Source organism: Pseudomonas citrullilanati, assembly GCF_030580855.1.
GTDB classification, from domain to species: domain Bacteria; phylum Pseudomonadota; class Gammaproteobacteria; order Pseudomonadales; family Pseudomonadaceae; genus Aquipseudomonas; species Aquipseudomonas citrulli.
Genome location: NZ_JAUQOP010000017.1, coordinates 56641 through 80405 on the forward strand (window position 1 = coordinate 56641; position 23765 = coordinate 80405).

Annotated in this window: 26 protein-coding genes; 3 read left to right on the forward strand and 23 right to left on the reverse strand. The window is 65.8% G+C overall.

The window, feature by feature from the left end; translation table 11 throughout:
* Window positions 1–4 precede the first annotated feature (4 nt).
* The 20 genes from Q6A48_RS13470 to Q6A48_RS13565 all read right to left on the reverse strand — a co-directional run bounded on the left by Q6A48_RS13470 (window position 5) and on the right by Q6A48_RS13565 (window position 18131).
* Window positions 5–1231, reverse strand: coding sequence for a beta-ketoacyl-ACP synthase (locus tag Q6A48_RS13470; RefSeq protein WP_304554598.1), 1227 nt, complete (start codon window positions 1229–1231; stop codon window positions 5–7).
* A complete protein-coding gene (gene fabG / locus Q6A48_RS13475) occupies window positions 1231–1959 on the reverse strand; it encodes a 3-oxoacyl-ACP reductase FabG (protein WP_304554599.1) in 729 nt (242 codons plus the stop codon). Before fabG ends, Q6A48_RS13470 begins: the two co-directional genes overlap by 1 nt.
* On the reverse strand, window positions 1956–2423 hold the full coding sequence (locus tag Q6A48_RS13480; protein WP_304554600.1) for a hotdog family protein: 468 nt from the start codon (window positions 2421–2423) through the stop codon (window positions 1956–1958). The genes fabG and Q6A48_RS13480 overlap by 4 nt, the downstream gene beginning before the upstream one ends.
* Window positions 2420–3616: a beta-ketoacyl-[acyl-carrier-protein] synthase family protein gene (locus Q6A48_RS13485; RefSeq protein ID WP_304554601.1), complete on the reverse strand. Its 1197-nt coding sequence runs from the start codon at window positions 3614–3616 to the stop codon at window positions 2420–2422. Before Q6A48_RS13485 ends, Q6A48_RS13480 begins: the two co-directional genes overlap by 4 nt.
* Window positions 3613–4107: a DUF3261 domain-containing protein gene (locus tag Q6A48_RS13490; RefSeq protein WP_369811697.1), complete on the reverse strand. Its 495-nt coding sequence runs from the start codon at window positions 4105–4107 to the stop codon at window positions 3613–3615. The genes Q6A48_RS13485 and Q6A48_RS13490 overlap by 4 nt, the downstream gene beginning before the upstream one ends.
* Window positions 4104–4832, reverse strand: coding sequence for a class I SAM-dependent methyltransferase (locus Q6A48_RS13495; RefSeq protein ID WP_304554602.1), 729 nt, complete (start codon window positions 4830–4832; stop codon window positions 4104–4106). Before Q6A48_RS13495 ends, Q6A48_RS13490 begins: the two co-directional genes overlap by 4 nt.
* Complete coding sequence (locus Q6A48_RS13500; RefSeq protein WP_304554603.1) at window positions 4829–6076, reverse strand: NAD(P)/FAD-dependent oxidoreductase; 1248 nt, start codon at window positions 6074–6076, stop codon at window positions 4829–4831. The genes Q6A48_RS13495 and Q6A48_RS13500 overlap by 4 nt, the downstream gene beginning before the upstream one ends.
* A complete protein-coding gene (locus tag Q6A48_RS13505; RefSeq protein ID WP_304554604.1) occupies window positions 6063–7220 on the reverse strand; it encodes a sodium:proton antiporter in 1158 nt (385 codons plus the stop codon). The genes Q6A48_RS13500 and Q6A48_RS13505 overlap by 14 nt, the downstream gene beginning before the upstream one ends.
* Window positions 7217–9553: an MMPL family transporter gene (locus tag Q6A48_RS13510; RefSeq protein WP_304554605.1), complete on the reverse strand. Its 2337-nt coding sequence runs from the start codon at window positions 9551–9553 to the stop codon at window positions 7217–7219. The genes Q6A48_RS13505 and Q6A48_RS13510 overlap by 4 nt, the downstream gene beginning before the upstream one ends.
* On the reverse strand, window positions 9537–10130 hold the full coding sequence (locus Q6A48_RS13515) for an outer membrane lipoprotein carrier protein LolA (RefSeq protein WP_304554606.1): 594 nt from the start codon (window positions 10128–10130) through the stop codon (window positions 9537–9539). Before Q6A48_RS13515 ends, Q6A48_RS13510 begins: the two co-directional genes overlap by 17 nt.
* On the reverse strand, window positions 10127–10552 hold the full coding sequence (locus tag Q6A48_RS13520) for an acyl-CoA thioesterase (RefSeq protein WP_304554607.1): 426 nt from the start codon (window positions 10550–10552) through the stop codon (window positions 10127–10129). Before Q6A48_RS13520 ends, Q6A48_RS13515 begins: the two co-directional genes overlap by 4 nt.
* A complete protein-coding gene (locus Q6A48_RS13525; RefSeq protein ID WP_304554608.1) occupies window positions 10545–12089 on the reverse strand; it encodes an HAL/PAL/TAL family ammonia-lyase in 1545 nt (514 codons plus the stop codon). Before Q6A48_RS13525 ends, Q6A48_RS13520 begins: the two co-directional genes overlap by 8 nt.
* Entirely contained in the window at window positions 12070–13014 is a 945-nt protein-coding gene (locus Q6A48_RS13530; protein ID WP_304554609.1) for a lysophospholipid acyltransferase family protein, read from the reverse strand. Before Q6A48_RS13530 ends, Q6A48_RS13525 begins: the two co-directional genes overlap by 20 nt.
* Window positions 13011–13745: a glycosyltransferase family 2 protein gene (locus tag Q6A48_RS13535; RefSeq protein WP_304554610.1), complete on the reverse strand. Its 735-nt coding sequence runs from the start codon at window positions 13743–13745 to the stop codon at window positions 13011–13013. Before Q6A48_RS13535 ends, Q6A48_RS13530 begins: the two co-directional genes overlap by 4 nt.
* A 161-nt stretch (window positions 13746–13906) precedes the next feature.
* Window positions 13907–15586: an acyl-CoA synthetase family protein gene (locus Q6A48_RS13540; RefSeq protein WP_304554611.1), complete on the reverse strand. Its 1680-nt coding sequence runs from the start codon at window positions 15584–15586 to the stop codon at window positions 13907–13909.
* A complete protein-coding gene (locus Q6A48_RS13545) occupies window positions 15583–16128 on the reverse strand; it encodes a COG4648 family protein (RefSeq protein WP_304554612.1) in 546 nt (181 codons plus the stop codon). Before Q6A48_RS13545 ends, Q6A48_RS13540 begins: the two co-directional genes overlap by 4 nt.
* A complete protein-coding gene (locus Q6A48_RS13550; RefSeq protein ID WP_030140951.1) occupies window positions 16125–16379 on the reverse strand; it encodes an acyl carrier protein in 255 nt (84 codons plus the stop codon). The genes Q6A48_RS13545 and Q6A48_RS13550 overlap by 4 nt, the downstream gene beginning before the upstream one ends.
* A 9-nt stretch (window positions 16380–16388) precedes the next feature.
* Window positions 16389–16646 carry a phosphopantetheine-binding protein gene (locus tag Q6A48_RS13555; RefSeq protein WP_042727925.1) on the reverse strand — a complete coding sequence of 86 codons (258 nt, stop codon included), beginning with the start codon at window positions 16644–16646 and terminating at the stop codon, window positions 16389–16391.
* Window positions 16627–17436, reverse strand: a complete 810-nt coding sequence (locus tag Q6A48_RS13560; protein ID WP_304554613.1) for a lysophospholipid acyltransferase family protein — start codon at window positions 17434–17436, stop codon at window positions 16627–16629. The genes Q6A48_RS13555 and Q6A48_RS13560 overlap by 20 nt, the downstream gene beginning before the upstream one ends.
* Window positions 17412–18131, reverse strand: a complete 720-nt coding sequence (locus Q6A48_RS13565) for a beta-ketoacyl synthase chain length factor (protein WP_304554614.1) — start codon at window positions 18129–18131, stop codon at window positions 17412–17414. The genes Q6A48_RS13560 and Q6A48_RS13565 overlap by 25 nt, the downstream gene beginning before the upstream one ends.
* A gap of 358 nt (window positions 18132–18489) precedes the next feature.
* Here Q6A48_RS13565 and Q6A48_RS13570 point away from each other — a divergent pair, with 358 nt between their 5' ends.
* Entirely contained in the window at window positions 18490–19260 is a 771-nt protein-coding gene (locus Q6A48_RS13570; RefSeq protein ID WP_304554615.1) for a ParA family protein, read from the forward strand.
* 117 nt (window positions 19261–19377) lie between these two features.
* On the opposite strand, the gene trxC is transcribed toward Q6A48_RS13570, so the two are convergent.
* Both trxC and ycaC read right to left on the reverse strand, forming a co-directional pair.
* Window positions 19378–19800 (reverse strand): thioredoxin TrxC, encoded by a 423-nt coding sequence (gene trxC, locus Q6A48_RS13575; protein WP_304554616.1) that lies wholly within the window; start codon window positions 19798–19800, stop codon window positions 19378–19380.
* Between the two features lie 169 nt (window positions 19801–19969).
* Window positions 19970–20596: an isochorismate family cysteine hydrolase YcaC gene (ycaC, locus tag Q6A48_RS13580; RefSeq protein WP_003186555.1), complete on the reverse strand. Its 627-nt coding sequence runs from the start codon at window positions 20594–20596 to the stop codon at window positions 19970–19972.
* Window positions 20597–20746: 150 nt separating this feature from the next.
* On the opposite strand from ycaC, the gene Q6A48_RS13585 reads away from it, so the two are divergent.
* Both Q6A48_RS13585 and Q6A48_RS13590 read left to right on the forward strand, forming a co-directional pair.
* Window positions 20747–21652 (forward strand): LysR family transcriptional regulator, encoded by a 906-nt coding sequence (locus tag Q6A48_RS13585; protein ID WP_304554638.1) that lies wholly within the window; start codon window positions 20747–20749, stop codon window positions 21650–21652.
* An 82-nt stretch (window positions 21653–21734) separates the two neighbouring features.
* Window positions 21735–22016: a hypothetical protein gene (locus tag Q6A48_RS13590; RefSeq protein ID WP_304554617.1), complete on the forward strand. Its 282-nt coding sequence runs from the start codon at window positions 21735–21737 to the stop codon at window positions 22014–22016.
* Between the two features lie 263 nt (window positions 22017–22279).
* Here the strand turns inward: Q6A48_RS13590 and selO are convergent, their stop codons facing one another.
* Window positions 22280–23743, reverse strand: coding sequence for a protein adenylyltransferase SelO (gene selO / locus Q6A48_RS13595; RefSeq protein ID WP_304554618.1), 1464 nt, complete (start codon window positions 23741–23743; stop codon window positions 22280–22282).
* Window positions 23744–23765: the final 22 nt, after the last annotated feature.

Here is a 23765-nt window from a genome sequence, read left to right on the forward strand (position 1 = left end):
CGATTCAGCGCCAGCGGCGGAAAATCAGCGAAGTATTGACCCCGCCAAAGGCGAAGTTGTTGTTCATCACGTATTCATGGCTCATCGGCCGGAACTCGTTGCGCAGATAATCGAGCTTGCCGCACGCGGGATCAACCTCGTCGAGGTTGAAGGTGTGCACGTAGAGGTCGCGGTTGAGCATTTCGATGCTGAACCAGGACTCCAGCGCGCCGCAGGCGCCCAGGGTGTGGCCGAGGAAGCTTTTCTGCGAGCTGATGGGCATGTGTTCGCCAAACAGGCTGCTGGTGGCCAGGGTTTCGGCCACGTCGCCTTGCTCGGTGGCGGTGCCGTGGCCGTTGACGTAGCCGATGGCGCCGGGGGCCAGGCCGGCGTCTTCCAGGGCCAGTTCCATGGCCCGGCGCATGGTGCTCAGCTCCGGACGGGTGGCGTGCTGGCCGTCGGCGTTGCTGCCGAAGCCGACGATCTCGGCGTGGATCCGCGCTCCCCGGGCCAGGGCATGTTCCAGTTCCTCGAGGACCAGCATGCCGGCGCCTTCGCCGATCACCAAGCCGTCGCGGCCCTTGTCGTAGGGGCGCGGGCTGGTTTGCGGCGCATCGTTCTTCAGGCTGGTGGCGTAGAGCGCATCGAAGACCATCGCCTCGGTCGGGCAGAGTTCTTCGGCGCCGCCGGCGAGCATCAGCGGCAGGCGCCCGAACTTGATCGCCTCGTAGGCGTAGCCGATGCCGTGGCTGCCGCTGGTGCAGGCGCTGGACGTGGGAATCAGGCGGCCGGTCAGGCCGAAGAAGATGCTCAGGTTGGCCGCCGTGGTGTGGGGCATCATCCGGACATAGGAGTTGGCATTCAGGCCTTCGGCCACGCTGTTGAGCAGCATGTTGCCGAACGCTTTGATCTCGTCGGTGCTGCCGGTGGACGAGCCGCAGGACACCCCCATGCGCCCGTCCTTGATCGACTCGTCGCCCAACAGGCCCGCATCGGCCAAGGCCTGTTCCGCCGAGGCCACGGCCAGGCGCGAGACCCGGCCCATGCTGCGCAGTTGCTTGCGCGTCCAGTGGGCTGGCACCTGGAAGTCATCGATCGGCCCGGCCAGGCGGGTGTTCAATTCGGTGAAGCGGTCCCACTCGTCCATGCGCCGGATGCCGCTGCGGTTGGCGGCGAAGTTGGCGGCGATGGTGTCCCAATCGCTGCCCACGGAGGTGATGCCGGCCATGCCGGTGACGACGACGCGCTTCATCAGCACAAGCCTCCGTTGACGGCCAGGACCTGCCGGGTGATGTAGCCGGCTTCGGCGGACATCAGGAAATTCACCGCGCCAGCGACTTCTTCCGGGGTGCCCATGCGTTGGGCGGGGATCATCTTCATCAGTTCTTCCACGGGTACGTTTTCATCGAGCATGGCCGTGTCGATCAGCCCGGGCGCGACGCAATTGACGGTGATCTTGCGCTTGGCCAGTTCGATTGCCAACGCTTTGGCCGCGCCGATCAGGCCGGCCTTGGAGGCGCTGTAGTTGACCTGGCCGCGATTGCCGATCAGCCCCGATACCGAGGTCATGCAGACGATCCGTCCGGCGGCGCGCCGGCGGATCATCGGCATCATCACCGGGTGCAGCACGTTGTAGAAACCGTCGAGGTTGGTGCGCATCACCGTGTCCCAGTCGTCTTCGCTCAAGGCCGGGAAGGCGCCGTCGCGGGTCAGCCCGGCGTTGAGCACCACGCCGTAGTAGGCGCCATGGGCCTCGACATCGGCGTCGAGGATGGCTTTGCAGGCGGCGCGGTCGCTGACGTCGAATTGCAGCACCCGGGCCTGGCGGCCCAGCGCCTGGATGTCGGCCTGGACGGCGTCGGCTTCGGCGCGGCCGCTGCGGCAATGCAGCACGATGTCATGCCCGGCCTGGGCCAGGCGCAGGGCGATGGCGCGGCCGATGCCACGGCTGGAGCCGGTGACCAGTACGGATTCAGTCATGACAGGTTTCCTGTTGCGGGCGGTTCGTTGAGGTAATGGGCGGCCTGGGGCGGGCGGAACACGTTCAAGCGGGCGGTGGCATGGATGCCGGGGGCATGGATGTGGCATTCGAACACGCCCATGCCGTTGTCGTCTTCCAGCGAGCGCACGCCGTGGATGGCCAGTTCGGTGCCGGCAGGAAAGTGCTCGACGTTGCATTCGAACTTGCGAGTGCCGAGCAAGAAGCCCAGCGCCACCGCCTCGCCCCGTTGGCGCGCATGGCAACCGGCGAACGCGGCGACGCTCTGGGCCATCAGCTCGATGCCGACCCAGGCCGGCAAGGCGCCGTCTTCGCGACTGAACAGGCCGCCGGGCTTGACCAGGGTACGGGTATGGATCTGCTCGTCATCGAAGGCGACGATCCGGTCGATCAGGATCATGTCGCCGGCGTGGGGCAGCAGTTCGGCGAGCGGCCAGTCAATCATGGGGCGTCTCCGATTATCAGGCTGACGTTGTTGCCGCCGAAGGCGAACGAATTGCTCATCAGGCGGCGCGGGAAAGTCGGGTTCAGGCGGCAGCCGGCCCGGGTCAGGGCCAGCGCCGGCAGGTCGGGATCGGCCTGGCCGTCCCACAGGTGCGGTGGCAAGGCCTGGGCGGCATTCTCGGCGCTCAGGGCCAGCCAGCAGAATGCCGCTTCCAGGGCCCCGGCGGCGCCAAGGGTGTGGCCGGTCATGGGCTTGGTCGACGAGCAGGGCACGCCCGCCGGGAACAGCCCGGCCACGGCCTGGCTTTCCATGGCGTCATTGTGTTGGGTGGCGGTGCCGTGCAGGTTCAGGTAGTCGATCTGGCCGGCGTCGAGGCCGGCGCTGCGCAAGGCTTTTTCCATCGCCTGGCGGGCGCCGCGGCCGCTGGGTTCCGGGGCGGAAATATGGTGGGCGTCGGAACTGGCGCCGTCGCCCAGCAAGGCAATCGGAGTGCCGTCGGCGGGCGTCCTGCTCATCAGGAACAGCACCGCCGCTTCGCCGATGTTGATGCCGCTGCGGTTCACCGAAAACGGATTGCAGCGTTCGCTCGACACCGCTTCCAGCGCCGAAAAGCCGTTGAGGGTCAGCTTGCACAAGCTGTCCACGCCGCCGCAGATCACCGCATCGCACAGGCCCAGGTCCAGCAGGCGCCGGGCACTCATCAAGGCGCGGGCACTGGAGGTGCAGGCGGTGGAAATCACGTAGGACGGGCCACCCAGGCCGAGCCAGTCGGAAAGGAAATTGGCCGGCGCGCTGAGCTCCTGCTGCTGGTAGTCGTAGCCGTCGGGGAAGCGTTGCTCGCGCAGGTAGTGGGCGATGCCCTGGCTGGCTTCATCGATGCCCGAGGTGCTGGTGCCCAGCACGATGCCGATGCGCGCGCGACCGTAGGCCTCGATGGCCCGGTCGATCTCGGGGCGGATCTGCAGGCCGGCTTCCAGCAGCAACTGGTTGTTGCGGCTGTTTTGCGCAACCAAGGCATGGGGAATGGCCGCCAACTCGCCGGTCACCGAGGCCACCGGCAATGCCCGTTCGGCGACCCAGCCGGCCTCGACGCGCATGCCCGAGCAGTCGCCTGCAAACAGGTTGCGGGCAACGGTGTGCTTGTCGCGGCCCAGGGCGCAGATCACGCCGAGGGCATTCAAATAGGCGGTCATGGCGCGTTCTCGGTCAACGGTGTGATGCGGTAGTGCAGGCCTTCGGGCAGGCTCAGGTCAAAACCCTGCGGTGGCTGGTAGCGCACTTGCCAGCGCGGATCGAGGCGCCGTTGCCCAGCCTGTTGCCGGGCAGTCGGGTAGTTGCCCGCCAGTTCGGCGGCCGGCGTCAGGGCGAACAACAGCGCGGCGAACAGCTCGCGGGCCTCGGCGTTGGGCGGCAGCAGGCCATCGGCTTGCCACTCGCCGTCGACCAGGCGCTGGCGGGCCACGGGAATGCCCAGCGGGTCCATCATCGACCAGCGGATGCCGGCGCCTTCGCGCTGGACCACCAGCAACCAATCCAGGCGCTGGCCGGCCAATTGCCGCTCGACATGCAGTTGCATCGGCAAGGCCAGGGTCGGCGTGTGCGCAGGCAGCGGCACACGGCTGGCGCAGGCGCCGAGCAGCAGGCAGCCGAGCAGCAGGCCGTGACGCAGCGCGCTACGCATCATTGGCCCGCCCCTTCGAAAGGCTTGCGGGCCACCACGTTGACCAGGGTTTCCTCGCGTTCGCCAAACGGCTTGGGACGGCGCAGGCCCAGGCGCTCCAGCAGGCCGAAGTCCTTGGCGCGACTCCACCACAAGTAGGGGTAGGACACGTGACGCGCCTCGAACTGGAAGCCCTGGTTGCGGATCATCTCCAGGTATTGCGCGGCGCTTTTCTGCACGTGCATCGGATGCCGGAACAGCCAGCGGATCACCCAGGTATCGATATAGGCTTCGGTGGATTCGGCGAACATCAGGTAACCGCCGGGCTTGAGCACCCGATGGAACTCGGCGAGGGCCTTGTCCTGCTCCACCAGGTGGTGGAAGGTCTGGTGGCAGAACAGCAGGTCGACGCTGGCATCCGGCACCGCCAGTTGCGCGCAGTCGCTGCCGATCAATTCCACCGCCATGCCTTGGCGCGCGGCTTCCTCGGCACTCAGTGCCAGGCTGTGGGGGTCGGCATCGACGCCAATCAGGCGTTGCGGCGCGAAGGCCTGGCGCAGGTACTGGAACGACTTGCCCTGGCCGCAACCGGCGTCCAGCAACACCGGGTCGACCGGCAGCGGATCGCTGAACAGGCGGCGCAGGTCATTGATCGCCACCCGCAGGACATGGTGCTGCCAGGTGTGGCTGCGCAGGAACCAGAACCCGAAGCGGGTTTCTTCGACGTAGTTGTCGCTCAGGTAGCTCATGGGGCCGGGCTCGCGCAGATTTCCGAGAGCATGCGCAGGCGGCGCTTGGGCTCGCTGACGAACGGGTTGCGCTCATCCCAGGCGTAGCCGGCCAGGATCGAGCTGATCATCCGGCGGATGTCGGCCGAGCCCTCGGTGTAGAAGATCACGTCCTGGAAGGTGCCGGCGTACCAGCCCTCGACGTAGCAGCGGAAGGTGTCGACGCCGCGCTTGAGGGGCTCGGCGAACTCGCCTTGCCAGTCCACGGTTTCGCCTTGCAGCTGGCGGTGCAGCACGCCGGCGGCCATGCTCGCCGAGCGCATGGCGATGGTCACCCCGGAGGAGAACACCGGGTCGAGGAATTCCGCCGCATTGCCCAGCAGCGCGAAGCCGGGGCCGTGCAGGGTTTTGACATTGGCCGAATAGCCACCGATGGTCCGCGCCGGGGTGTCCCACACCGCGTTATGCAGCACGCCGGCCAGGCTCGGGGTTTCGTCGATGAAGCCGCGCAGGCAGGCATCGAGGTCCTCGGTGCGGCCGGCGAAATGTTCCGCGGCGGCAACCACGCCCACCGAGCAGCGCCCGCCGCTGAACGGAATGGTCCAGAACCACACGTCGCGGTGCGTCGGGTGGGTGGTGATGAGGATCTTTTCGCGGTCGAACGTCGGCGCGTCGATGCGATCCTCGATGTGGGTGAACACCGCTTGGCGCACCGGGAAGTTCGACGGTGCCTCGAGGTCCAGCAGGCGTGGCAGCACCCGGCCGTAGCCACTGGCGTCGAGGACGAAGTCGGCCTGCACGCGGTACTCGCTGCCGTCCTCGCGCTGCACCGCCAGTTGCGGCCGGTCGAGGCTGAAATCGGCGTGGGTGATGGCCTGGCCGTAGCGGATCTCCACGCCTTGCAGCGCGGCCTGGTCGGCCAGCAGCTTGTCGAAGTCGGCGCGCTGCACCTGGAAGGTGGTTGGCTTGCCGGCGCTGAACGTGTCGCCGAAATCGAAGGCGCTGTAGCGCTCGCTCCAGGCGAATGCCGCGCCATTCTTGCGCTGGAACCCGGCGGCGTTGACCGCGTCGAGCATGCCGGCTTCCTCGACGAAGTCCAGGCAATGGGACAACAGGCTCTCACCGATGGAGAACCGTGGGAAATGCTGGCGCTCGATGACCAGCACATCGTGCCCCTTGCGCTTGAGCAAGGCACTGGCGATGGCGCCGGAAGGGCCTGCGCCGATGATGACGACCTGTCGACGTTCCATTTCAACTGTTGGCACGGGGGCTCCTGGCCGGGGCGGCAATCGAGGGTATACGGTGGAAACCGGCCACGGCCGGCAGCAATGTCGCGATCAGTCCCATCAGCATCAGCGTGAAGTACAACGCCGGGCTGATGAGTTGTTGTTGCAAGAGCAGGTTGAGGAAGACGATTTCGCTCAAGCCGCGGATGTTCAGCAAGACGCTTTCGCGCCAGCGGCTGGCACCGGCGAACGACGCGCCGGCCCAGCCCAGGCCCAGCCAGTTGCCCAACAGTTTGCTGGCAATCGGCAACAGCAGCAACGCCGCCAGTTGCACGGCGCCGAGGCTGTCCAGGACGCTGTGGACATCGATCTGGACGATGCCGAAGGTGAGGATCAGCGGGATCGCCAGGTAGGTCTGCAAGCCTTGCATCCAGGCGGCGTTGAGCGGCAGCACCAGCGGCACCTTGAGCGCGGCCATGCACAGCAGGTAGCCGATGCCGACGATCAGGGCATTGAGCCGGTAGTGCTCGGCCACCACCAGCAGCGCAAAGAACACGCCGCTGTGCAGCAACGGCTGGCGCAAGCGCAGCAGGCGCAACCCCAGTGGCACGCAGGCGCCGGCCAGGGGCAGCAACAGGCTACCCAGGTGCAGGCTGCCCTGGGCCAGGCCGAACAGGCTCCAGCAGGCCAGGTCGATCAGGATCGCCGTTTGCACCAGTCGCCGGGTGGCAGCCGGCGGGTAGTCGATGTGGCGCAGGTACAGGTACAGCACCGGGATCGCGGTGATGGCAAACAACAGGCCCACGGCCAGGGAGCTGATCCAGGGCTGTGGCGGCAACAACCAGCATGCCGTCGCCAGGCCGCAGGCAAACGGCACGCCGAAGCTCGGCAAGGCGATCTTCACGCTCTGGCGGTCCAGGCGCAGGTCGATCACGTCGCTGAGGATGTGCCCCAGCAGCAAGGCGAACGCGATGCTGTAGAGGTTCTTCAGCCACAGCGGCGACACCAGTTGTGCACCACTGAGCTGCCAGCCGGGCTCGACCCAGCAATACATCAGCAATGGCAGGCCAAGGCTCGCCAACAGGAGTTGGCTGACGATCGGGATCAGCCCGAGGCGCCGGCCCATGAGCGTCGCGGCGGCGAACAAGGCCAGGGTCATGAGCCAGAACGCGAGGATCATCATGAGGCGGGCTCCAGCACAGCCGCATGGGCCCGGTGCCCGGCCCAAGGCGCGAGCAGGAAGCTGAAGGCCAGCCCCAGGCTCACCGCCAGGCCGAAGTTGCTCACCGCCGGCGTGCTGGACAATGCCAGCAGGCCGAACGACAGCCAGGTGGTGACCGCCGCCAGCAGGGTCCCCAGCAGGCTCACGGCGGCGCCGCCGATCTGTTCGCGCATCAGGATCGCGTAGTCGACGCCGATGGCCGTCACCAGCAACAGCCCGAACAGGCTGAACAGGGTCAGCGGCTGCCCCAGCCAGCCGAGGCTCGCCAGGCTGCACATCGCCGCCAGCAACGGCAGGGCGACGATGCGCAAGGCAGCGCCGAGGCCGAACGGCCAGATCAACACCAGCACGATCAGTACGCAGGAAGCCAGTTTCAACTCGGCGGCGCTGATCTGCGTGGCGGCGAAGACCCGGTTCAAGTCCCCCAGGCGATCCACCAATTGCACGCCAGGCAGGTCCACCGCCTGCACCCGCAGCAGCGCAGCGTCGTTCAAGCCTTGCAGGCTGATCGTGGCGGCCACGCCTTGCGCGGTCGGGCCGAGCCAGAGCGTGCGATACGGCTCGGCCAGCGGCCCGGCCAGCGCCGCGTCGATGTCTTGCACAGGCAGCGCCTGCAATCGCGCCAGCTCCGCTTGCAGGGCCGCGACCGGCACGCCGAGGTCGAGCAACGGTTGCCAGAACGCCGGTAGCCGGGCCAGGGCCTCCCGGACTTTCTGCTGTTCGACCGGCGGGCTGACCAGTTGGTTGAGCGACAGGTAACCCTGGAGCTTTTCCAGGCCGACCAATTGGTCCAGCCGTTCGTTGAGGGCGGTCTGGCGCTCCAGCAACTGGGCCTGGTTATCGGCACGAATCAAGAAGAACTGGCTGGTGGGTTGGAAACCGGTGATGCGCGCGATGGTGCGGGCTTCGTCGGTCAGGTGCTGGGGGGTGCCGATCCACTGGCGGATATCGTTTTTCGTGGACAGGTGCCAGAGGCCACCGGCGCAAAAGACCAGCAGCAGCCCCAGCAGAATGGGCGTGGGCACCCGTGCCAACAACGCTTCGCGGGCCTGGAGCAGGCCTTCGCACAGGCGCAACGGCCATTGGGCCGGGCGCAGTTGCGCACCCTTGAGCAGCGCCGGCAGCAGGCAGACCGCGGTCAGGTAGGCGCCGAGCAGTCCGGCGGCGGAAAACACCGCGATCTGGGTCAGGGCCGGGAACGGTGTCCAGGCCAGGGCCAGGTAGCCGATGCAGGTGGTGGCCAGGCTCAGGCTCAGCCCCGGCAGGGTCAGGCGCAGGGCCGGCCAACTGCGCCACGGCTTGAGGCTCCAGCTCTTGGACAGGTAGTGCAGCGGGTAGTCGACCGCCACGCCGATCAGGCTGGACCCCAGCACCAGGGTCATCACGTGCATGCGCCCGAACAGCGCCACGCACGCCACCGCGCCGAACAGCATGCCGACCAGCACCGGAACGAACGCCAGCCACACCCGCAGGCGTCGGAAGGCCAGCAACAGCAGCAACAGGATGCCCACCGTCGCGCCACCGCCGACCCAGGTGATTTCCCGCGAGGCTTGTTGCTGGCCGGCGGCGGCATACAGCAGGCCGCTGGCCGCTAGCAACTGGCCCTGGGCCTGGGTGGCCTGGTCGCGGCTGCGTTGCAGCAGCTCGGCCACTTGCAACGGCAGGTTCATGTCGAAGGCGTTGCCTTGGGTGCGGGCCCGCAGCATCACCCAGCGCTTGCCGTCGGCGTCGGCGATCAACGCGCCGCTGCCCACGTCCAGTTGTATCGCGCCGCGCTGGGGCTGGCTGTTCTGGATGCGCCCGGTCAGGCCCAGCCAATCGTCCTGGCTGGGCACCAGGCTGAAACCGCTGAACGGATCGAACAGCGCCTGCACCCGCTGCTGGATGAATGCCTGGGGTTGCTCGATCAATTGCTGCCGGTCCGTTGCCGACAGCATCGCCAGGCGCCCGTCGAGTAGTTGGCTGCGCAATGCCGGCAGGTCGGCCTGCAACGTCCACTGGACCTTGTCGAACAGGCCGCTGGCCTGCCATTGCTGGCCGAGGGTTTGCGCCAGGGCGATGGCTTGCTGGCGGTCGGCGTGACCGACCAGCACCAGCACCTCGCGGTTCAGCGGTTCTTGCATGCGCTGCTCGGCGACCAGCTCCAAGGCGCCGGGGGACACGCCCGGCACCAGTTCCATCAGGTTGGCCGACAGTGGCGCGCCGTGGCGCCATTGCCAGCCGGCAAGCGCCAGCACCGCCAGCAGCAGGATCAGGAACAGCCTTGGAAGCCTGCGCTCACTGGGCAAAGTCATGCTGCTCCGCTTCGCTCAAGGGTTGCGTGGCAACGCTGTCCTGCATGCGCAGCACCGTGCGGTCGCCCTGGGTCTCCAGCAGTTCGATGCGTTGCACCAGCTCGCCGCCGTCGATGTTGATCTGGTTGAACACCTGCTTGAGCAGCACCGAGCGCGGGGTCAGCGTCAGCTTCCATTGCTGCGGCTCGCCCGCCAGGCTCAATTCGAAATCCCGCAGCAGGCCACTGCTGTCGCCCTGCAAGACCGCCAGGAACAACCGGTTCTGTTCGGCGCCGGCACTCTTGTTCGGCAGCATTTGCCAGGCATTGCCGTCGCGTCGGGCGATGCCCTGGGCGGTGATGCGGTAGTCCTGTTGCAGCGGGGTTTGCAACAGCCAGAGCAGGCCGTGGTTTTTCGCCAGGACGAAACGGCCCTTGCTGACGAGGGGCTGGGGCAGGGCGCGCAGGTGTTTTTCCTGGATGAACTGGCCGTGGATCACTTCCGGGCGGGCCAGTTGTTCGCTCAACTGTTGCAAGTCGAACGCCTGGGCCAGGGGCGCCAGGCAGCACAGCAACAACCAGGTGCACAGGCGTTTCATGGCAGCCTCCTTTCGACGGCTTCGACGAAGACCCGCGGCGAGGCCAGCAGCATTTCGCGGCTGGCGATCTCCACAGCCACCTGCACCGAACTGGCCCGGGTCAGGCGTTCGCCAGTGCTTGCGTCGCTGATCAGGTAGTTGATCTTCAGGCGGTTTTCCCACTCCACCAGGCTGGCGCGCACGGTCAGCGTCTGGCCGAACACCGCGCTGCGCACATAGCGCAACTGCAGGTCGATCACCGGCCACGCATGGCCGGATTCGAGCATGTCGTTGTAGTTGTGGCCGATCGCATCGAGCAAGGCGCAACGGGCCACTTCCAGGTATTTGACGTAGTGGCCGTGCCAGACCACGTTCATCGAGTCGACGTCGAAAAACGGCACGACGATTTGCGTTTCCACGTGCAAGACGCCTTGGCTACGCATGCAGCCTCCAGTGTTGTTCGGCGATGCGTTGCAGGCACAGGCGCAGTTCGCCTTCGAGGGCACGGTCTTCGATCACCGGCGCAAAATCCTCGGCCAACTGGGCGTGCATGGCGGCCAGGGCCGGCGGCAGCGGTCGCGCGTCTTCGGCACGGCTGCGCAGCCACACGCCCTGGTGGGCCGCCAGCAGCGTGGCGGCGGCGACCTGTTCGGTCAGTTCCAGCACCCGGATCGCGTCCCGGGCGGCAATGGTGCCCATGCTCACCTTGTCCTGGTTGTGGCATTCGGTGGAGCGCGAGAACACGCTGGCCGGCAGGGTGTTTTTCAAGGCCTCGGCGGTCCAGGCGCTGGTGCCGATCTGCACCGCCTTGAAGCCATGGTTGAGCATCGCCCGGTCGGCACTGGCGCCGGACAGGTTGCTCGGCAGGCCATGGTTGTAGCGTTCGTCCACCAGCAGCGCGAGCTGCCGGTCGAGCAGGTCGGCGACGTTGGCCACCAGGTTCTTCAGGCTGTCCATGGCGAAGGCAATGTGGCCGCCGTAGAAATGCCCACCGTGCAGCACCCGCTCGGCTTCGGCGTCGATGATCGGGTTGTCGTTGGCGCTGTTGAGCTCGGTTTCGATGAACGCGCGCAGCCAGTTCAGGCTGTCGGCCAGCACGCCGAGCACATGGGGCGCGCAACGCAGGGAGTAGCGGTCTTGCAGGCGATGCAGCGGCGCGGTCGGCGCGTCGATCGCCAGGTCCTTGCGCAGCCACGCGGCCACCTGCATCTGCCCCGGGTGCGGCTTGGCGGCGAACAGGCGCTCATCGAAATGCTCCGGGTTGCCTTGCAGGGCGACGACGTTCAACGCGGTGATGCGGGTGGCCAGTTGCAGCAGGTAATCGGCACGGGCGAAGGCCAGGCACGCCAGCCCGGTCATCACGGCGGTGCCGTTCATCAGCGCCAGGGCTTCCTTGGGCCGCAGCACCAGTGGGGTCCAACCCAGCTCACGGTGCACCTCGGCGGCCGGCCGGCGCTCGCCACGGTACATCACCTCGCGCTCACCGGAGAGGGTCGCGGCCACATAGGACAGCGGCGTGAGGTCGCCGCTGGCACCCACCGAACCCTCTTCGGGGATCAGCGGCAGGATGTCGTGTTCGAGGAAAGCCTGGAGCCGTTCCAGCAATTCGACCCGCACCCCGGATACGCCGTGGCACAGCGACTGCAAGCGCGCCGCCAGCACCGCGCGGGTGGCCTGGGCATCCAGCAGCTTGCCCAGGCCGCAGCCGTGGAACGTGTAGAGGTGACGGGGCAGGGCCTCGACGTGGTGCAACGGCACGGCCACCACGCAGGAATCGCCGTAGCCGGTGGTCACGCCATAGATCACGCCTTCCTTGTCCAGCAGCGAGTCGAGGAACTGCGCACCCTTGGCGATGCGCTGGCGAAACGCCGGGTCGTCCTGCAACTGCGTCGGCGCCTGACGGTTGGCTAGGGCCAGCACGTCTTCGATGCGCAAGGGGCGTTCGCCAAAGATTACCGGCTCAAGAGTGGGCATCGTCATCGGTCTTCCAGAAAGGGTAAAAGTTGAACCACTGTTGGGGGCCCTGGAGGCAGAATTGCGCCAGGCGCTCGGCGTAGCGGCCGGCCCAGTGGGCGATCACTTGCTCGCGCTCGCTGCGTTTCCACACCACGGCATCGGTAAAAGGCTCGAGGGTGACGCGATAGCGCCCCTCGTGCTTGAGGCACATCAGCAGGTTGACCGGGCATTTCAGCAGGCCGGCCAGCAGCCATGGGCCCTGGGGAAAGGCGGCCGGGTGGCCCATGAAGTCCACGGTGACGCTGCGTCCGCCGTGCAGGGGCACGCGGTCGCCGGCAATCGCCAGCCACTCGCCGCGCTCCAGGCGTTCGCTCAGTTGCAGCATGACGGCCGGGTCCAGTTCGCTGACCTGGATCAGGCGCAAGTGCGTGGCCCCGGCTTCGCCCAGCAGGCGGTTGAATTGCTCGGCGTGCTTGGTGTGCACCAGCACGTTCATGGTGACTTTCTCGCCCAGCTCGGCGAGGGCCCGGCACATTTCCAGGTTGCCCAGGTGCGCGCCCACCAGCATTTGCCCGCGGGCGTCGCGCAGGTGATTGCGCAGCCGCGCGGTGTCGACGATTTCGATCTGGTCGATGCTCAGCTTGCCGTTCCAGACGTCGAGCTTGTCGAGCAGGGAGTCGGCAAAGGCCATGAACTGTCCGAACACCCGCCAGCGGGTCGGGCGCAGTTCGGGGCGCGCGCTCCAGTCGGCCAGGCGTTGCTGGTATTGCCAGGCGGCCTGGCGCGCACTGCGGCCGAAGATGAAGAAGTACAGGACGATCCCGTACAGCACCGGGGTCAGCAAGCGTCGGCCCAGCACCTTGGCGGCGAATGCGGTGAGCTTCATCAGCCAGAAACTGCCGCGCTCCTGGCGGTCGGCCCAGTGCTGCTTGTCTGCGTCGAGGCTCATGCCCGCCACCGTCGCCAGAGGATCAGCGGCAGGCGCACCAGCATGCCGAAGAACAGCCGGGTGTGCATGCTGGAGATCAGCACGTTGTCGTGGAACAGGCGAAAGTGCGAGACCCCGTCCTGGGGGTAATGCACCCGGGTGTGCAGCCAGCGCATCGGTTGATTGCGCCAGGCCAGGCGCACCAGGATGTCCGAATCGAAATCCATGCGCTTGCCAATGTTGGCCGAGCCGATCACCGCCAGGGTCGGCGGCAGCGGATAGACCCGGAAGCCGCACATGGAATCGCGGATTTGCAGCGACAGGCTGTTGATCCAGACCATCACGTGGGTCAGGTAGCGGGCGTACAGGCGACCTTTCGGCACGCTGGCGTCGTAGCGCGGATAGCCGCAGATCAGTGCGTCGGGGTGGGCGCGGGATTGTTCGATGAAGGTCTGCACATCGCCGAGGTCGTGCTGCCCGTCGGCATCCACCTGCAAGGCGTGGGTGAAGCCCAGGCGCGATGCTTCCCGCAGCCCGGTCATCACGGCGCCGCCCTTGCCCTGGTTGACCGCCAGCCTGACCAGGTGCACCCGCTCATCCTCGGCCAGTCGCTCCAGCACCGCCGCGCAGGCCGGGCTGCTGGCGTCATCCACCAACACGCACGGCAGGCCATTGGCGAGCAACGCCTGGACCACCGCCGGGAGGGCGGTTTCGTGGTTGTAGACCGGGATGACGGCGCAGGGGTTATGCATGAGTTTCTTCCTGCCCCACTCTATTGTGGCGAGGGGATTTATCATTGTGGCGAGGGGATTTATCCCCGTTCGAGCGCGAAGCGCTCGCCATCAGTCTGTGTTGCTGCACAGAGTTTGGGGTTGCTGCGCAACCCGGCGGGGATAAATCCCCTCGCCACAGATCAGTCATCCGCCATCCCCAGCACAATTCGCCCACTGGAACACGCCGCCGTATCGTTGCGGTAGGCGAAGTACAGCTTGCCGCGTTCGCGGTCGAAGCGCAGGTGCAGTTGGAGTTCATCGCCGGGACGCACCAGTTGCTGGAACTTGAGCACTTCCATGCCGCCGAACCGGGGTGGCAGGTCCAGCAGTTGTCGGCCCAGGCCCATGGCCCAGTCGACCTGCACCACCCCAGGCAATACCGGTGCGCTAGGGAAGTGGCCGCTGAAATAGGCCAGGTCTGGCGGCACGAGCAGTTGCAGGTTCCACTCGCCGTCGCTTTCGACCTGGCCCAGCACCTCGGGGGCCTTGGGGCGGGGCGCCAGTAGCAAGGCTTCGACCTCGGCCTGGGGGAGCTTGCCCTGGGCGTTGAGTGGCAATTGCCGCAGCCAGCGCCAGCGCCGTGGCAGGGCCAGGGTTTCGCAATGCTCGGCCAGGTGGCGACGCAAGCCTTCGGTCACGGCGCGACGCCCCTGGTTGCGCAGTGCGTGCAGGCCGGTTTCGCTCAGCACCACCAATGCGCCGAGGGACGCGCGATTCTCCTGCACCACCCCCAGCCGGGCTTCGCTGACCCAGTCGTGGGCCGCCAGGGCGTGTTCGAGCATCGGCAGGGAGATGCGTTTTTCTTCGAGCTTGACGATCCGGTCCAACCGTCCGAGCAACTCGAAGCGTCCGTCCTCGGCGATCCGTGCCGCGTCGGCGCTGTGTTCGACGTGTCCGGCCGGCAGATAGGGCGAGGCGATCAACAGGGCGCCGTCAGGGTCCTGGCTCAGTTGGACGTCGGCGAAGGGTTGCCACAAGCCACCGCCCTGGCGCCAGGCGATGCCGCCGGTTTCGGAGCTGCCGAATATCTCCGTCGGCCATTGCCCCAGGCGTTGCTGCAAGCGTTGCGCGGCGTCGGATGGCAGGGCGCCGCCGGAAGAAAATACCCGGCGCACGGCGCTCAGGGCCGTCCAGTCGAGGTTGTCGCCCATGCGCTTGAGCAGCGCCGGGCTGGCGACCCAGGCGAAAGCCGGGTGCTCGCGGCTGGCCCTTTGCAGGTCTTCCGGGAACGCCAGCTGTCGACGCACGAATGGCCGTCCGGCGCACAGCGGCCACAACACCCGGAACAGCAAGCCGTAGATGTGCTGGGCGGCGACGCTGCCGATGATGCAGGCCGGGCCCAGGTCGGGCCCCCACAGTTGCTCCAGGGCGTGGACCTCGTTGCTCATCTGGCGCAGGGTTTTCTCGATGCGCTTGGGCTCGCCGCTGGAACCGGAAGTGCACAGGCTCAATCCGCAGTGATCCAGGTCCAGTCCGGCGGCTTCCAGCGGCGCCTGCCGCAGGTCGTCGAGGTGAGTGTCGCCGGGCTGGTCGGTCAGCCACAGGTCGACGTCCGCCGCCCAGCGCTGGCGTGTCTGCGCTTGCAGGTCGGCGGGCAACAGCACGCGCACCCCGGCGCGCCAGGCACCGAGCAGGGCGATGGCCAGTTCGGCGGCGTCTTCCAGGTGGACGGCCACGTGCCGTACGCCCCGGGCTTGCAGGCCGGCGGCCAGGCGCAACGCGGCGTCGCGCAGTTGCGCATGGTCCAGTGCCGGCGCGACCGCGACGGCCCGCTCCGGTAGAGCTTCGAGCAACATCTGCTCAAGCGTTATCCAATTCATGGGCGGCCTCTTACCCGTTGTCGTATGAGCCATTCAATGGCAAACAGCAGCCCCATCAATCCGTAGGAAATCAGGCCGGTGTACAACATCCACCAGCTCAGCGGCGCCCAGAGGGTCAGGGCGGCGGCGAGCAAACCGTTACACAGGAAAAACATGCACCAGGCCCACGTGACCTGGCGCGTATACACCACGGCCCTGGCCGGCAGTTGCGGCTCGCGCAGCCGCGCCAGGCGTTCGATCATCGGCGGGCCGTATCCCAGGCTCAGGGCGAACAGCCCCAGCATGAACGCGCTGATCAGCACCGGGTACCAACGCAGCAGGGCCGGGCTGTCGAACCAGGCGAGCAATCCGCAAAACCCGATCGCCGTGGCCGCCATCCAGTGGCTGCCGGGGCCGCCCTGGCCGAGCAACGCCCGGGCCAGCCACAGGCTACCCAGCAGCAGTCCGAACTGCCACGGGGCGAAATGCTCCATGCCGAAATACACCGCGAAGGGGTACAGCAGGCCCGCCAGCAGCAGGCCGAGGCCAACCAGCCGGGTCATGCGGCCGGTTGGACCAGGCGATAGACCGCCTCGACCACGTCGTTGACGGTGCGCACCGACTTGAATTCCTCGGCGGCGATCTTCTTGCCGGTCTGGCGCTTGATGTGATCGATCAGGTCGACCGCGTCGATGCTGTCGATTTCCAGGTCCTGGTACAGGTTCGATTCCAGGGTCACGCGTTCGGGGTCCAGCTCGAACAGTTCCACCAGAGCATCGCGAAGGGTGTTGAAAATGTCGTCACGAGTTTGCATGGTCCGGTCTCAGGGGCGTTTTGCAGTGACGAAGGCCGCAAGGCTTGCCACGTTGCTGAAATGGTTACGGGTGTCCTTGGCGTCGGCGTCGATCTTGATGCCGTACTGTTTCTGGATCGCCAGGCCAAGCTCCAGGGCATCCACCGAGTCCAGGCCCAGGCCTTCGCCGAACAGGGTCTGGTGGTCGCCGATGTCGTCGATGCCGATGTCTTCCAGGCCGAGGGCGTCGATGATCAGCTGTTTGATGTCACGGTGCAGATCGCTCATCTTCGGCGAGCTCCTTGATGAAATAGTGATGCAGAAAATCGTTGAGCCTGCGCGATGCCTGGGGGGGCGGGCCGAGCGCGGCGAATGCCTGTGGGTCTATATCGGCACCGACCCGGAAACTGAAATGCACGCGGCGCGCGGGAATGCGATACCAGGGTTCGGCCTTGGTCAGGGTGGTGGGGCTGACCTTGATGGTCACGGGCGTGAGGATTCTCGCACCCCGCAGCGCGATGGCCGCCGCCCCCCGATGGAAGGCCGGCGCCTGGCCGGGCTGGGTGCGCGTGCCTTCGGGAAAGACGATCAGGGTCTGGCCCTCTTGCAGGGCGTGGCTGGCGGCATCGAGCATGTCCATGCTGCCATCGTTGCTGATGTACTGGGTCGAGCGCACCGGACCGCGGGTGAAGGGGTTGTCCCACAGGCTGCGCTTGACCACGCAATTGGTGTCGCGCACCAGCCCGATCAGGAACACCACGTCGATCAGCGACGGGTGATTGGCGATGATCATCTGCCCGGGCCGGCCGAGTCGTTCGGCGCCGTCGATCTGGTAGGTGAGCACCCCGGTGCGGGCCATGAACCGGATAAAGCACCAGAACAAGCGCCCGACCGTGCGACGGGCTCTCTGCCGATGGGCCTGGGCATCGCCGGGCAGGCAGGCCAGCAACGGGAAGACCAGGACGCGCAGGCACAGCCCGCCCAGCCCGAACAGGGCAAAGCTGGCGGCGGTCGCGAGCAGGCGCCAATAGTAGGCGTCGCGTGGTTTACCGGTCACCGGTTGCGTTGCCAGGTCCATAGACGATTCTTCCAGGCATGTTGGCAAGTGGTTTCGTGGTTGAACAGCGTACGCAGCAGATCCAGGGCATGGGGCCAGTCGCTGCCCGGCGGTTGTCCGACCTGGGCGGCCAGGGTCAGTTGCCAGTCGTCGCCGGGGGTCAGCAGCAGCGCCAGCGCATAGGGAAACGGTACATCGTCGACCCACGGCGCATAGACCTGCGGCGGTTGTTCTTCAGTGATCACCAGCAACACGGCCGGCGCCCCTTCGTTCAGCAGGGCGGCCGCTTCCAGCATGCCATGCTCCAGCCCGTCGCCGGTGGCGGCCAGGGCGGTCATCTCGCTGGTTTCGCCGCGCATGATCGACCACAAGCCGATCACGGCGTTGTGCACCGACAAGCTGAACTGGGTCGGCGACAGGGGTTGGTCGGCCGCCAGGTCCTTGAGAATCTCGAAAGTGCGCGGGGTTTCGCCATGCCGGGAAATAAAGACCAACGGCAGGTCGGGCCACCCCTCGGCCAGGGGCCAGCCGACGCTGAAGGCCATCCGCGCCAGGCGGCTGAGGCGCCGGCGTTGCATGGCGGGCAGGAACGACACGTCCGGGGCGGTATCGCTGGCGGCGAGCACGACCGGCTGTCGGCTCCACGCCTGCCAATCGTCCACGCTTTCGAGCCCAGGGGCCCACGCGCGCCATTGGGCGATGTTGAACTTGATCAAAAGAAATCCACCCCACCCCTGCGGGCTTTTATTGTCACGGCCAGTGTTTGACCCGCGCCCAACCCTGCATGGTCCTGCGACCGAGTGGCGCGCATTATCCCGGTGCGATTGGCTTGTAGCAAATACTGGTTACATTTTGTCCAGCAAAATGTACCGCTTGGTCCGCTTAATGTGAGGGACGGCTCATTCTCGTCATCCGGGCCTGGCTGTCTGCCGGCGTTTTCCCTCGTTTCCGGGGCTTATGGACGTCGCTTTGTTGGAAAAAGCCACTGGCGCTGTAGTCCTTCTACGTAGAAGGTAGCGAAGCGGTGCCACGGCCAACTACACTCGGGCATCTTTGATACACGGAGGTCTTGTCATGCGGCGTGTGGTGTTCAATCAGAAAGGTGGCGTGGGCAAGTCCAGCATCGCTTGCAACCTGGCAGCGGTCAGCGCCAGCGAAGGTTATCGCACGTTGTTGGTGGACCTGGACGCCCAGGCCAACTCCACCCAATACCTGACCGGCCTGACGGGCGACGAGATTCCCATGGGCATCGCCGACTTCTTCAAGCAGACCCTGTCGTCCGGGCCGTTCTCGAAAAAGAACAAGGTGGATATCTATGAGACCCCGTTCGACAACCTGCACGTCATTACCGCCACCTCGGAGCTGACGGACCTGCAGCCCAAGCTCGAGGCGAAGCACAAGATCAACAAGTTGCGCAAACTGCTCGAAGAGTTGGAAGACGACTACGATCGGATTTACCTCGATACCCCGCCGGCCCTGAACTTCTATGCCGTTTCAGCACTGATCGCCGCCGATCGGGTACTGATCCCCTTTGACTGCGACAGTTTCTCCCGTCAGGCCCTGTACGGCCTGCTGGCGGAAATCGAAGAGCTCAAGGACGACCACAACGAAGGCCTGGAGGTCGAGGGCATCGTGGTGAACCAATTCCAGGCCCGCGCCAGCCTGCCGCAGCAGATCCTCGACGAACTGATCGCCGAAGGCCTGCCGGTGCTGCCGGTGTACCTGAGCAGTTCGGTGCGCATGCGCGAGTCCCACCAGGCCAGCCTGCCGCTGATCCACCTGGACCCACGGCACAAGCTGACCCAGCAGTTCGTGGAGTTGCACGGAATGCTGGAAGGCGTCTGACGGATAGCGATCCATTGTGGGAGCGAGCTTGCTCGCGATAGCGGTCTGACAGTCGATCCAGTACTGACTGGTACACCGCCATCGCGAGCAAGCTCGCTCCCACATGAATGCTTTGATTCAAATCCCCTGGCTGCGCAGCCAGGCCATCAACTGCGGCAACGGCAGCGCGCCGCTCTGGCGCGCCACTTCCCGACCGTCCTTGAACAGGATCAGGCTGGGGATCGAGCGGATCCCCAATTGCGCCGATAACCCCGGGTTGGCCTCGCTGTCGAGCTTGGCCAGCCGGCATTTGCCGGTCAATTGCGCAGCGGCCTGCTCGAACACGGGCGCGAACGCCTTGCACGGTCCACACCAGTCGGCCCATACATCCACCAGCAACGGCAGGTCGCCCTTGATCTGGCTGGCGTAATCGCCTTGCTGGAGTTCGAACGGCTTGCTCGACAACACCGGCGCCTTGCAACGCCCGCACTTGGGTTGGTCGCCGAGGCGTTCGTCAGGTATGCGGTTGAGCCCGTTGCAGTGGGGGCAGGGGATCAGCATCGGGTCAGTCTCCAGAAAATCATTGGCACAGATTGAACACTATATAGAAACCACCGCAAAAACCTGTGGGAGCGAGCTTGCTCGCGATGTCGGAATATCAGTCAAGAATGCATTGACTGTCAGACCGCTATCGCGAGCAAGCTCGCTCCCACAGGGTGGATGGTGTTGATTACTTGCCGTTGGTCAGCGTGTTGTAGCTGGTCATCAGGTTGCGATAGTCCGGGATGTGGTTGGAGAACAATGTCGCCAGGCCTTCCACGTCGTTGCGCCAGTCGCGGTGCAGTTCGCAGGCCAGGCCGAACCAGGTCATCAGTTGGGCGCCGGAGGACGACATGCGGTCCCAGGCCGATTGGCGGGTCAGTTCATTGAACGTGCCGGACGCATCGGTGACGACGAACACATCGAACCCTTCGGCCAGGGCCGACAGTGCCGGGAAAGCCACGCAGACCTCGGTGACGACGCCGGCGATGATCAGTTGCTTCTTGCCGGTGGCCTTGATCGCCTTGACGAAATCTTCGTTGTCCCAGGCGTTGATCTGGCCGGGACGGGCGATGTACGGCGCGTCCGGGAACAAGGTCTTGAGCTCTGGCATCAACGGGCCGTTGGGGCCGGTTTCGAAACTGGTGGTGAGGATGGTGGGCAGCTGGAAGTATTTCGCCAGGTCGGCCAGGGCCAGCACGTTGTTCTTGAAGCGGTCCGGATCGATGTCGCGCACCAGCGAGAGCAGGCCGGCCTGGTGGTCCACCAGCAGAACGGCGGCGTTGTCTTTGTCCAGGCGGTTGTAGGAAGTGGTCATGGCGTAGTCCTCTTGAGTGTGGGTGCCGATCGATTCGGCCTGATTAACGGTTGTGAAGGTGTTCCTAAGCGATGGATATAGATTAAAAGCGGCACCTTTGATGCGCTAGACTGCAAAAATCCGCCTTAGCGTTCTATTTGGAGAACGATCATCGAAGACCTCAACACGCTGTACTACTTCACCCAAGTGGTGGAGCACCGTGGTTTCGCCGCCGCTGGCCGGGCACTGGACATGCCGAAGTCGAAACTCAGCCGGCGCATTGCCCAATTGGAGGAGCGGCTGGGGGTGCGGCTGATCCATCGCACCAGTCGCCATTGCACGCTGACGGAGATCGGCCAGGCCTATTACCAGCGGTGCCTGGCGATGCGGGTCGAGGCCGAGAGCGCCGCCGAAGTGATCGAGCGCAACCGCTCCGAACCCCAGGGCCTGGTGCGCATCAGTTGCCCGACGGCGCTGCTCAACAGCTGGGTCGGGCCGATGCTGACCCGCTACATGCTCCAGTACCCGCGGGTGGAGCTGTTCATCGAGAGCACCAACCGCCGGGTCGACCTGATCCACGAAGGCTTCGACATTGCCTTGCGGGTGCGCTTCCCGCCGCTGGAAAACACCGACATGGTCATGAAGGTGCTGGGCAACAGCACCCAGTGCCTGGTGGGCAGCCCGGATTACCGCGAGCGCCTGTCATCGCCCGCATCCCCGGCGGACCTCAACGGCCTGCCCAGCGTGCATTGGGGCTCGGCGCAGCGGGAATACCAGTGGGAGCTGTTTGGCCCGGACGGTGCCAGCGCGCTGATCCGCCATGCGCCGCGCATGGTCACCGATGACCTGCTGGCCCTGCGCCACGCGGTACTGGCGGGTGTAGGCGTCGCTCATTTGCCCACCGTAGTGGTGCGCGAAGACATCGCGGCCGGTCGCCTGGTGGAACTGGTGCCGGGCTGGACGCCCAAGTGCGGGATCGTCCATGCGATCTTCGCCTCGCGGCGCGGGTTGCTGCCGTCGGTGCGCACGCTGATCGATTTCCTGGCCGAGGAGTTCAGTCGCAGCGACATGGCCTAGTCCATTCGTCAGGTGCGCTGCACGGAATGGCCCTCGGGCCCTCAAAAACCACGATGGTCCTGTCACAAGCCCAGGAGGTCCCATGAGCGATCCACAAGACCCACGCCTGTCCAAACCCCGGGAAAACCCCAATGACGACGGCTTCGTCCTCGGCACCGCCGGCCGCGACGAAGACCCCAACGCCGCCCCGTCCTACGCGATCGACCGCCGCCACGACCGCGACGAACTGACCCCCGAAGACAGCCGCGGCATGCCCGGCTACCCCGAGGAAAAACCGCCGGTAAAACCGGCCGGCAAGGACAAAGACGCCGAAGCGGAGCCAGGCATCGAAACCCCGGAGCAGGGCAACGATAAGGTGGGGTGAGCCGAGACCCGACTTGGGCTGGCGATTAACCACTCAAAGCTGGTGAGGAACATTGTGGCGAGGGGATTTATCCCCGCTCGGCTGCGAAGCAGTCGCAATCCGATTGACGCGGTTTATCTGCTGCACCGCGTCGGCTGTTTGGGGCCGCTTCGCAGCCCAGCGGGGATAAATCCCCTCGCCACAAAATTTCGTGCGCTTTTGTCACGCTTGCTGGCGAGGGAGCAAAGCTCCCTCGCCACAGGGTTATGTGTTTGGCGGGAAGGTCACGACGAGCAACTGATCTCCAGATGCTTGCCCCAGTCCGGCGGCCGTTGGGCGTAGCGGTCCATGCCCGGTTGTTCCTCGAACGGGTTGCCCAGCACTGCGTGCAGGCGACGGACTTCTTCGTAGTCGCCTGACTCGGCGGCTTCGATGGCGGTCTGGGCCAGGTAGTTGCGCAGCACGTACAGCGGGTTGACGGCGTGCATGCGGGTCTGGCGCTGCGCTTGATCGACAGGGCCTTCGCGGTGGGTACGGGCGATGTAGAGCTCGCCCCAGGCATCGAAGCCCTTGAGGTCGACAAAGTCGTCCCGCAGGGTCGCAATGGCCTGCGCCGGTGCTTGGTCGCCCAGCCGGCGGAAGAACAGGCTGTAGTCGACGCCGCTGTTCTGCATCAATTGCAGCAGCCGTTCCACCAGTTTCTGGTCGTCGTCCTCGGCGCTGGTCAGGCCGAGGCGGCGGCGCATGAGGTCCAGGTAATGGGCCTGGTACAGCGGCAGGAACAGGCCGAGGGTTTCGCGCAGGGCCTCGACGCTGATGAAGGGCGTCAGGGCCTGGGCCAGGGCGCTGAGGTTCCACTGGCCGATGGGCACCTGGTTGCTGAAGGAATAGCGGCCCTGGTCATCGGAGTGGTTGCAGATGAAGTGGGCGTCGAAGTCATCGAGGAAGGCGAACGGCCCGAAGTCGAAGGTGATGCCCAGGATCGACATGTTGTCGGTGTTCATCACGCCGTGACAGAAACCGTAGGCCTGCCATTTGGCAATCAGCTCGGCGTTGCGCTCGACGATTTCGCGGAACATCGCCAGGTACGGCTCGGGCTGTTCCCGGCATTCGGCAAAGTGCAGGTTCAACACGTGCTCGGCCAGGGCCGCCTGCAATTCGGGCTTCTTGGTGTAGTAGAAGTATTCGAAATGGCCGAAGCGCACATGGCTGGGGGCCATGCGCAGCACCATCGCGGCGCGCTCCTGCTTCTCGCGCCAGACCGGTGTGTCCGAGCCGATCACGCACAACGCGCGGGTGGTGGGAATGCCCAGGGCGTGCAGGGCTTCGGAGGCGAGGAATTCGCGGATCGACGAGCGTAATACCGCGCGACCATCGCCCATCCGCGAGAAAGGCGTCTGGCCGGCGCCCTTGAGGTGCAGGTCCCAATGCTCGCCGGCTTCGTTGTACACCTCCCCCAGCAGCAATCCGCGACCATCGCCCAGTTGCGGGTTGTAATGGCCGAACTGGTGCCCCGAGTACACCATCGCCCGAGGCTCGGTTTCGGCCCACAGCTTGTGCCCGCCGAACAGCTCGGCGAACAACGGCGACTGGGCCTCGGCCGGGTCCAGGTCGAGCAACGCCATGGCGGCCGGGCTGGCGACCACCAGCCGTGGGTTGTCGATCGGCTCAGGCAGTACATGGGCCGAGAAACCGTCGCCCAGGCGGGCGAAGCGGTTGTCGAAGGTCAAGGTTTCCAGCGTTTTCATGGCCGTCTCCGGCGCGATGCCC

Coding starts and splice junctions, on each gene's coding strand:
- Q6A48_RS13505 (WP_304554604.1), bottom strand. CDS start 7,220: ATGATGATCCTCGCGTTCTGGCTCATGACCCTGGCCTTGTTCGCCGCC.
- Q6A48_RS13560 (WP_304554613.1), bottom strand. CDS start 17,436: ATGGACCTGGCAACGCAACCGGTGACCGGTAAACCACGCGACGCCTAC.
- fabG (WP_304554599.1), bottom strand. CDS start 1,959: ATGACTGAATCCGTACTGGTCACCGGCTCCAGCCGTGGCATCGGCCGC.
- Q6A48_RS13480 (WP_304554600.1), bottom strand. CDS start 2,423: ATGATTGACTGGCCGCTCGCCGAACTGCTGCCCCACGCCGGCGACATG.
- Q6A48_RS13590 (WP_304554617.1), top strand. CDS start 21,735: ATGAGCGATCCACAAGACCCACGCCTGTCCAAACCCCGGGAAAACCCC.
- Q6A48_RS13570 (WP_304554615.1), top strand. CDS start 18,490: ATGCGGCGTGTGGTGTTCAATCAGAAAGGTGGCGTGGGCAAGTCCAGC.
- Q6A48_RS13485 (WP_304554601.1), bottom strand. CDS start 3,616: ATGACCGCCTATTTGAATGCCCTCGGCGTGATCTGCGCCCTGGGCCGC.
- Q6A48_RS13490 (WP_369811697.1), bottom strand. CDS start 4,107: ATGATGCGTAGCGCGCTGCGTCACGGCCTGCTGCTCGGCTGCCTGCTG.
- Q6A48_RS13540 (WP_304554611.1), bottom strand. CDS start 15,586: ATGAATTGGATAACGCTTGAGCAGATGTTGCTCGAAGCTCTACCGGAG.
- Q6A48_RS13470 (WP_304554598.1), bottom strand. CDS start 1,231: ATGAAGCGCGTCGTCGTCACCGGCATGGCCGGCATCACCTCCGTGGGC.
- selO (WP_304554618.1), bottom strand. CDS start 23,743: ATGAAAACGCTGGAAACCTTGACCTTCGACAACCGCTTCGCCCGCCTG.
- Q6A48_RS13550 (WP_030140951.1), bottom strand. CDS start 16,379: ATGCAAACTCGTGACGACATTTTCAACACCCTTCGCGATGCTCTGGTG.
- ycaC (WP_003186555.1), bottom strand. CDS start 20,596: ATGACCACTTCCTACAACCGCCTGGACAAAGACAACGCCGCCGTTCTG.
- Q6A48_RS13525 (WP_304554608.1), bottom strand. CDS start 12,089: ATGACGATGCCCACTCTTGAGCCGGTAATCTTTGGCGAACGCCCCTTG.
- Q6A48_RS13535 (WP_304554610.1), bottom strand. CDS start 13,745: ATGCATAACCCCTGCGCCGTCATCCCGGTCTACAACCACGAAACCGCC.
- Q6A48_RS13495 (WP_304554602.1), bottom strand. CDS start 4,832: ATGAGCTACCTGAGCGACAACTACGTCGAAGAAACCCGCTTCGGGTTC.
- Q6A48_RS13530 (WP_304554609.1), bottom strand. CDS start 13,014: ATGAGCCTCGACGCAGACAAGCAGCACTGGGCCGACCGCCAGGAGCGC.
- Q6A48_RS13510 (WP_304554605.1), bottom strand. CDS start 9,553: ATGACTTTGCCCAGTGAGCGCAGGCTTCCAAGGCTGTTCCTGATCCTG.
- Q6A48_RS13555 (WP_042727925.1), bottom strand. CDS start 16,646: ATGAGCGATCTGCACCGTGACATCAAACAGCTGATCATCGACGCCCTC.
- Q6A48_RS13520 (WP_304554607.1), bottom strand. CDS start 10,552: ATGCGTAGCCAAGGCGTCTTGCACGTGGAAACGCAAATCGTCGTGCCG.
- trxC (WP_304554616.1), bottom strand. CDS start 19,800: ATGCTGATCCCCTGCCCCCACTGCAACGGGCTCAACCGCATACCTGAC.
- Q6A48_RS13545 (WP_304554612.1), bottom strand. CDS start 16,128: ATGACCCGGCTGGTTGGCCTCGGCCTGCTGCTGGCGGGCCTGCTGTAC.
- Q6A48_RS13515 (WP_304554606.1), bottom strand. CDS start 10,130: ATGAAACGCCTGTGCACCTGGTTGTTGCTGTGCTGCCTGGCGCCCCTG.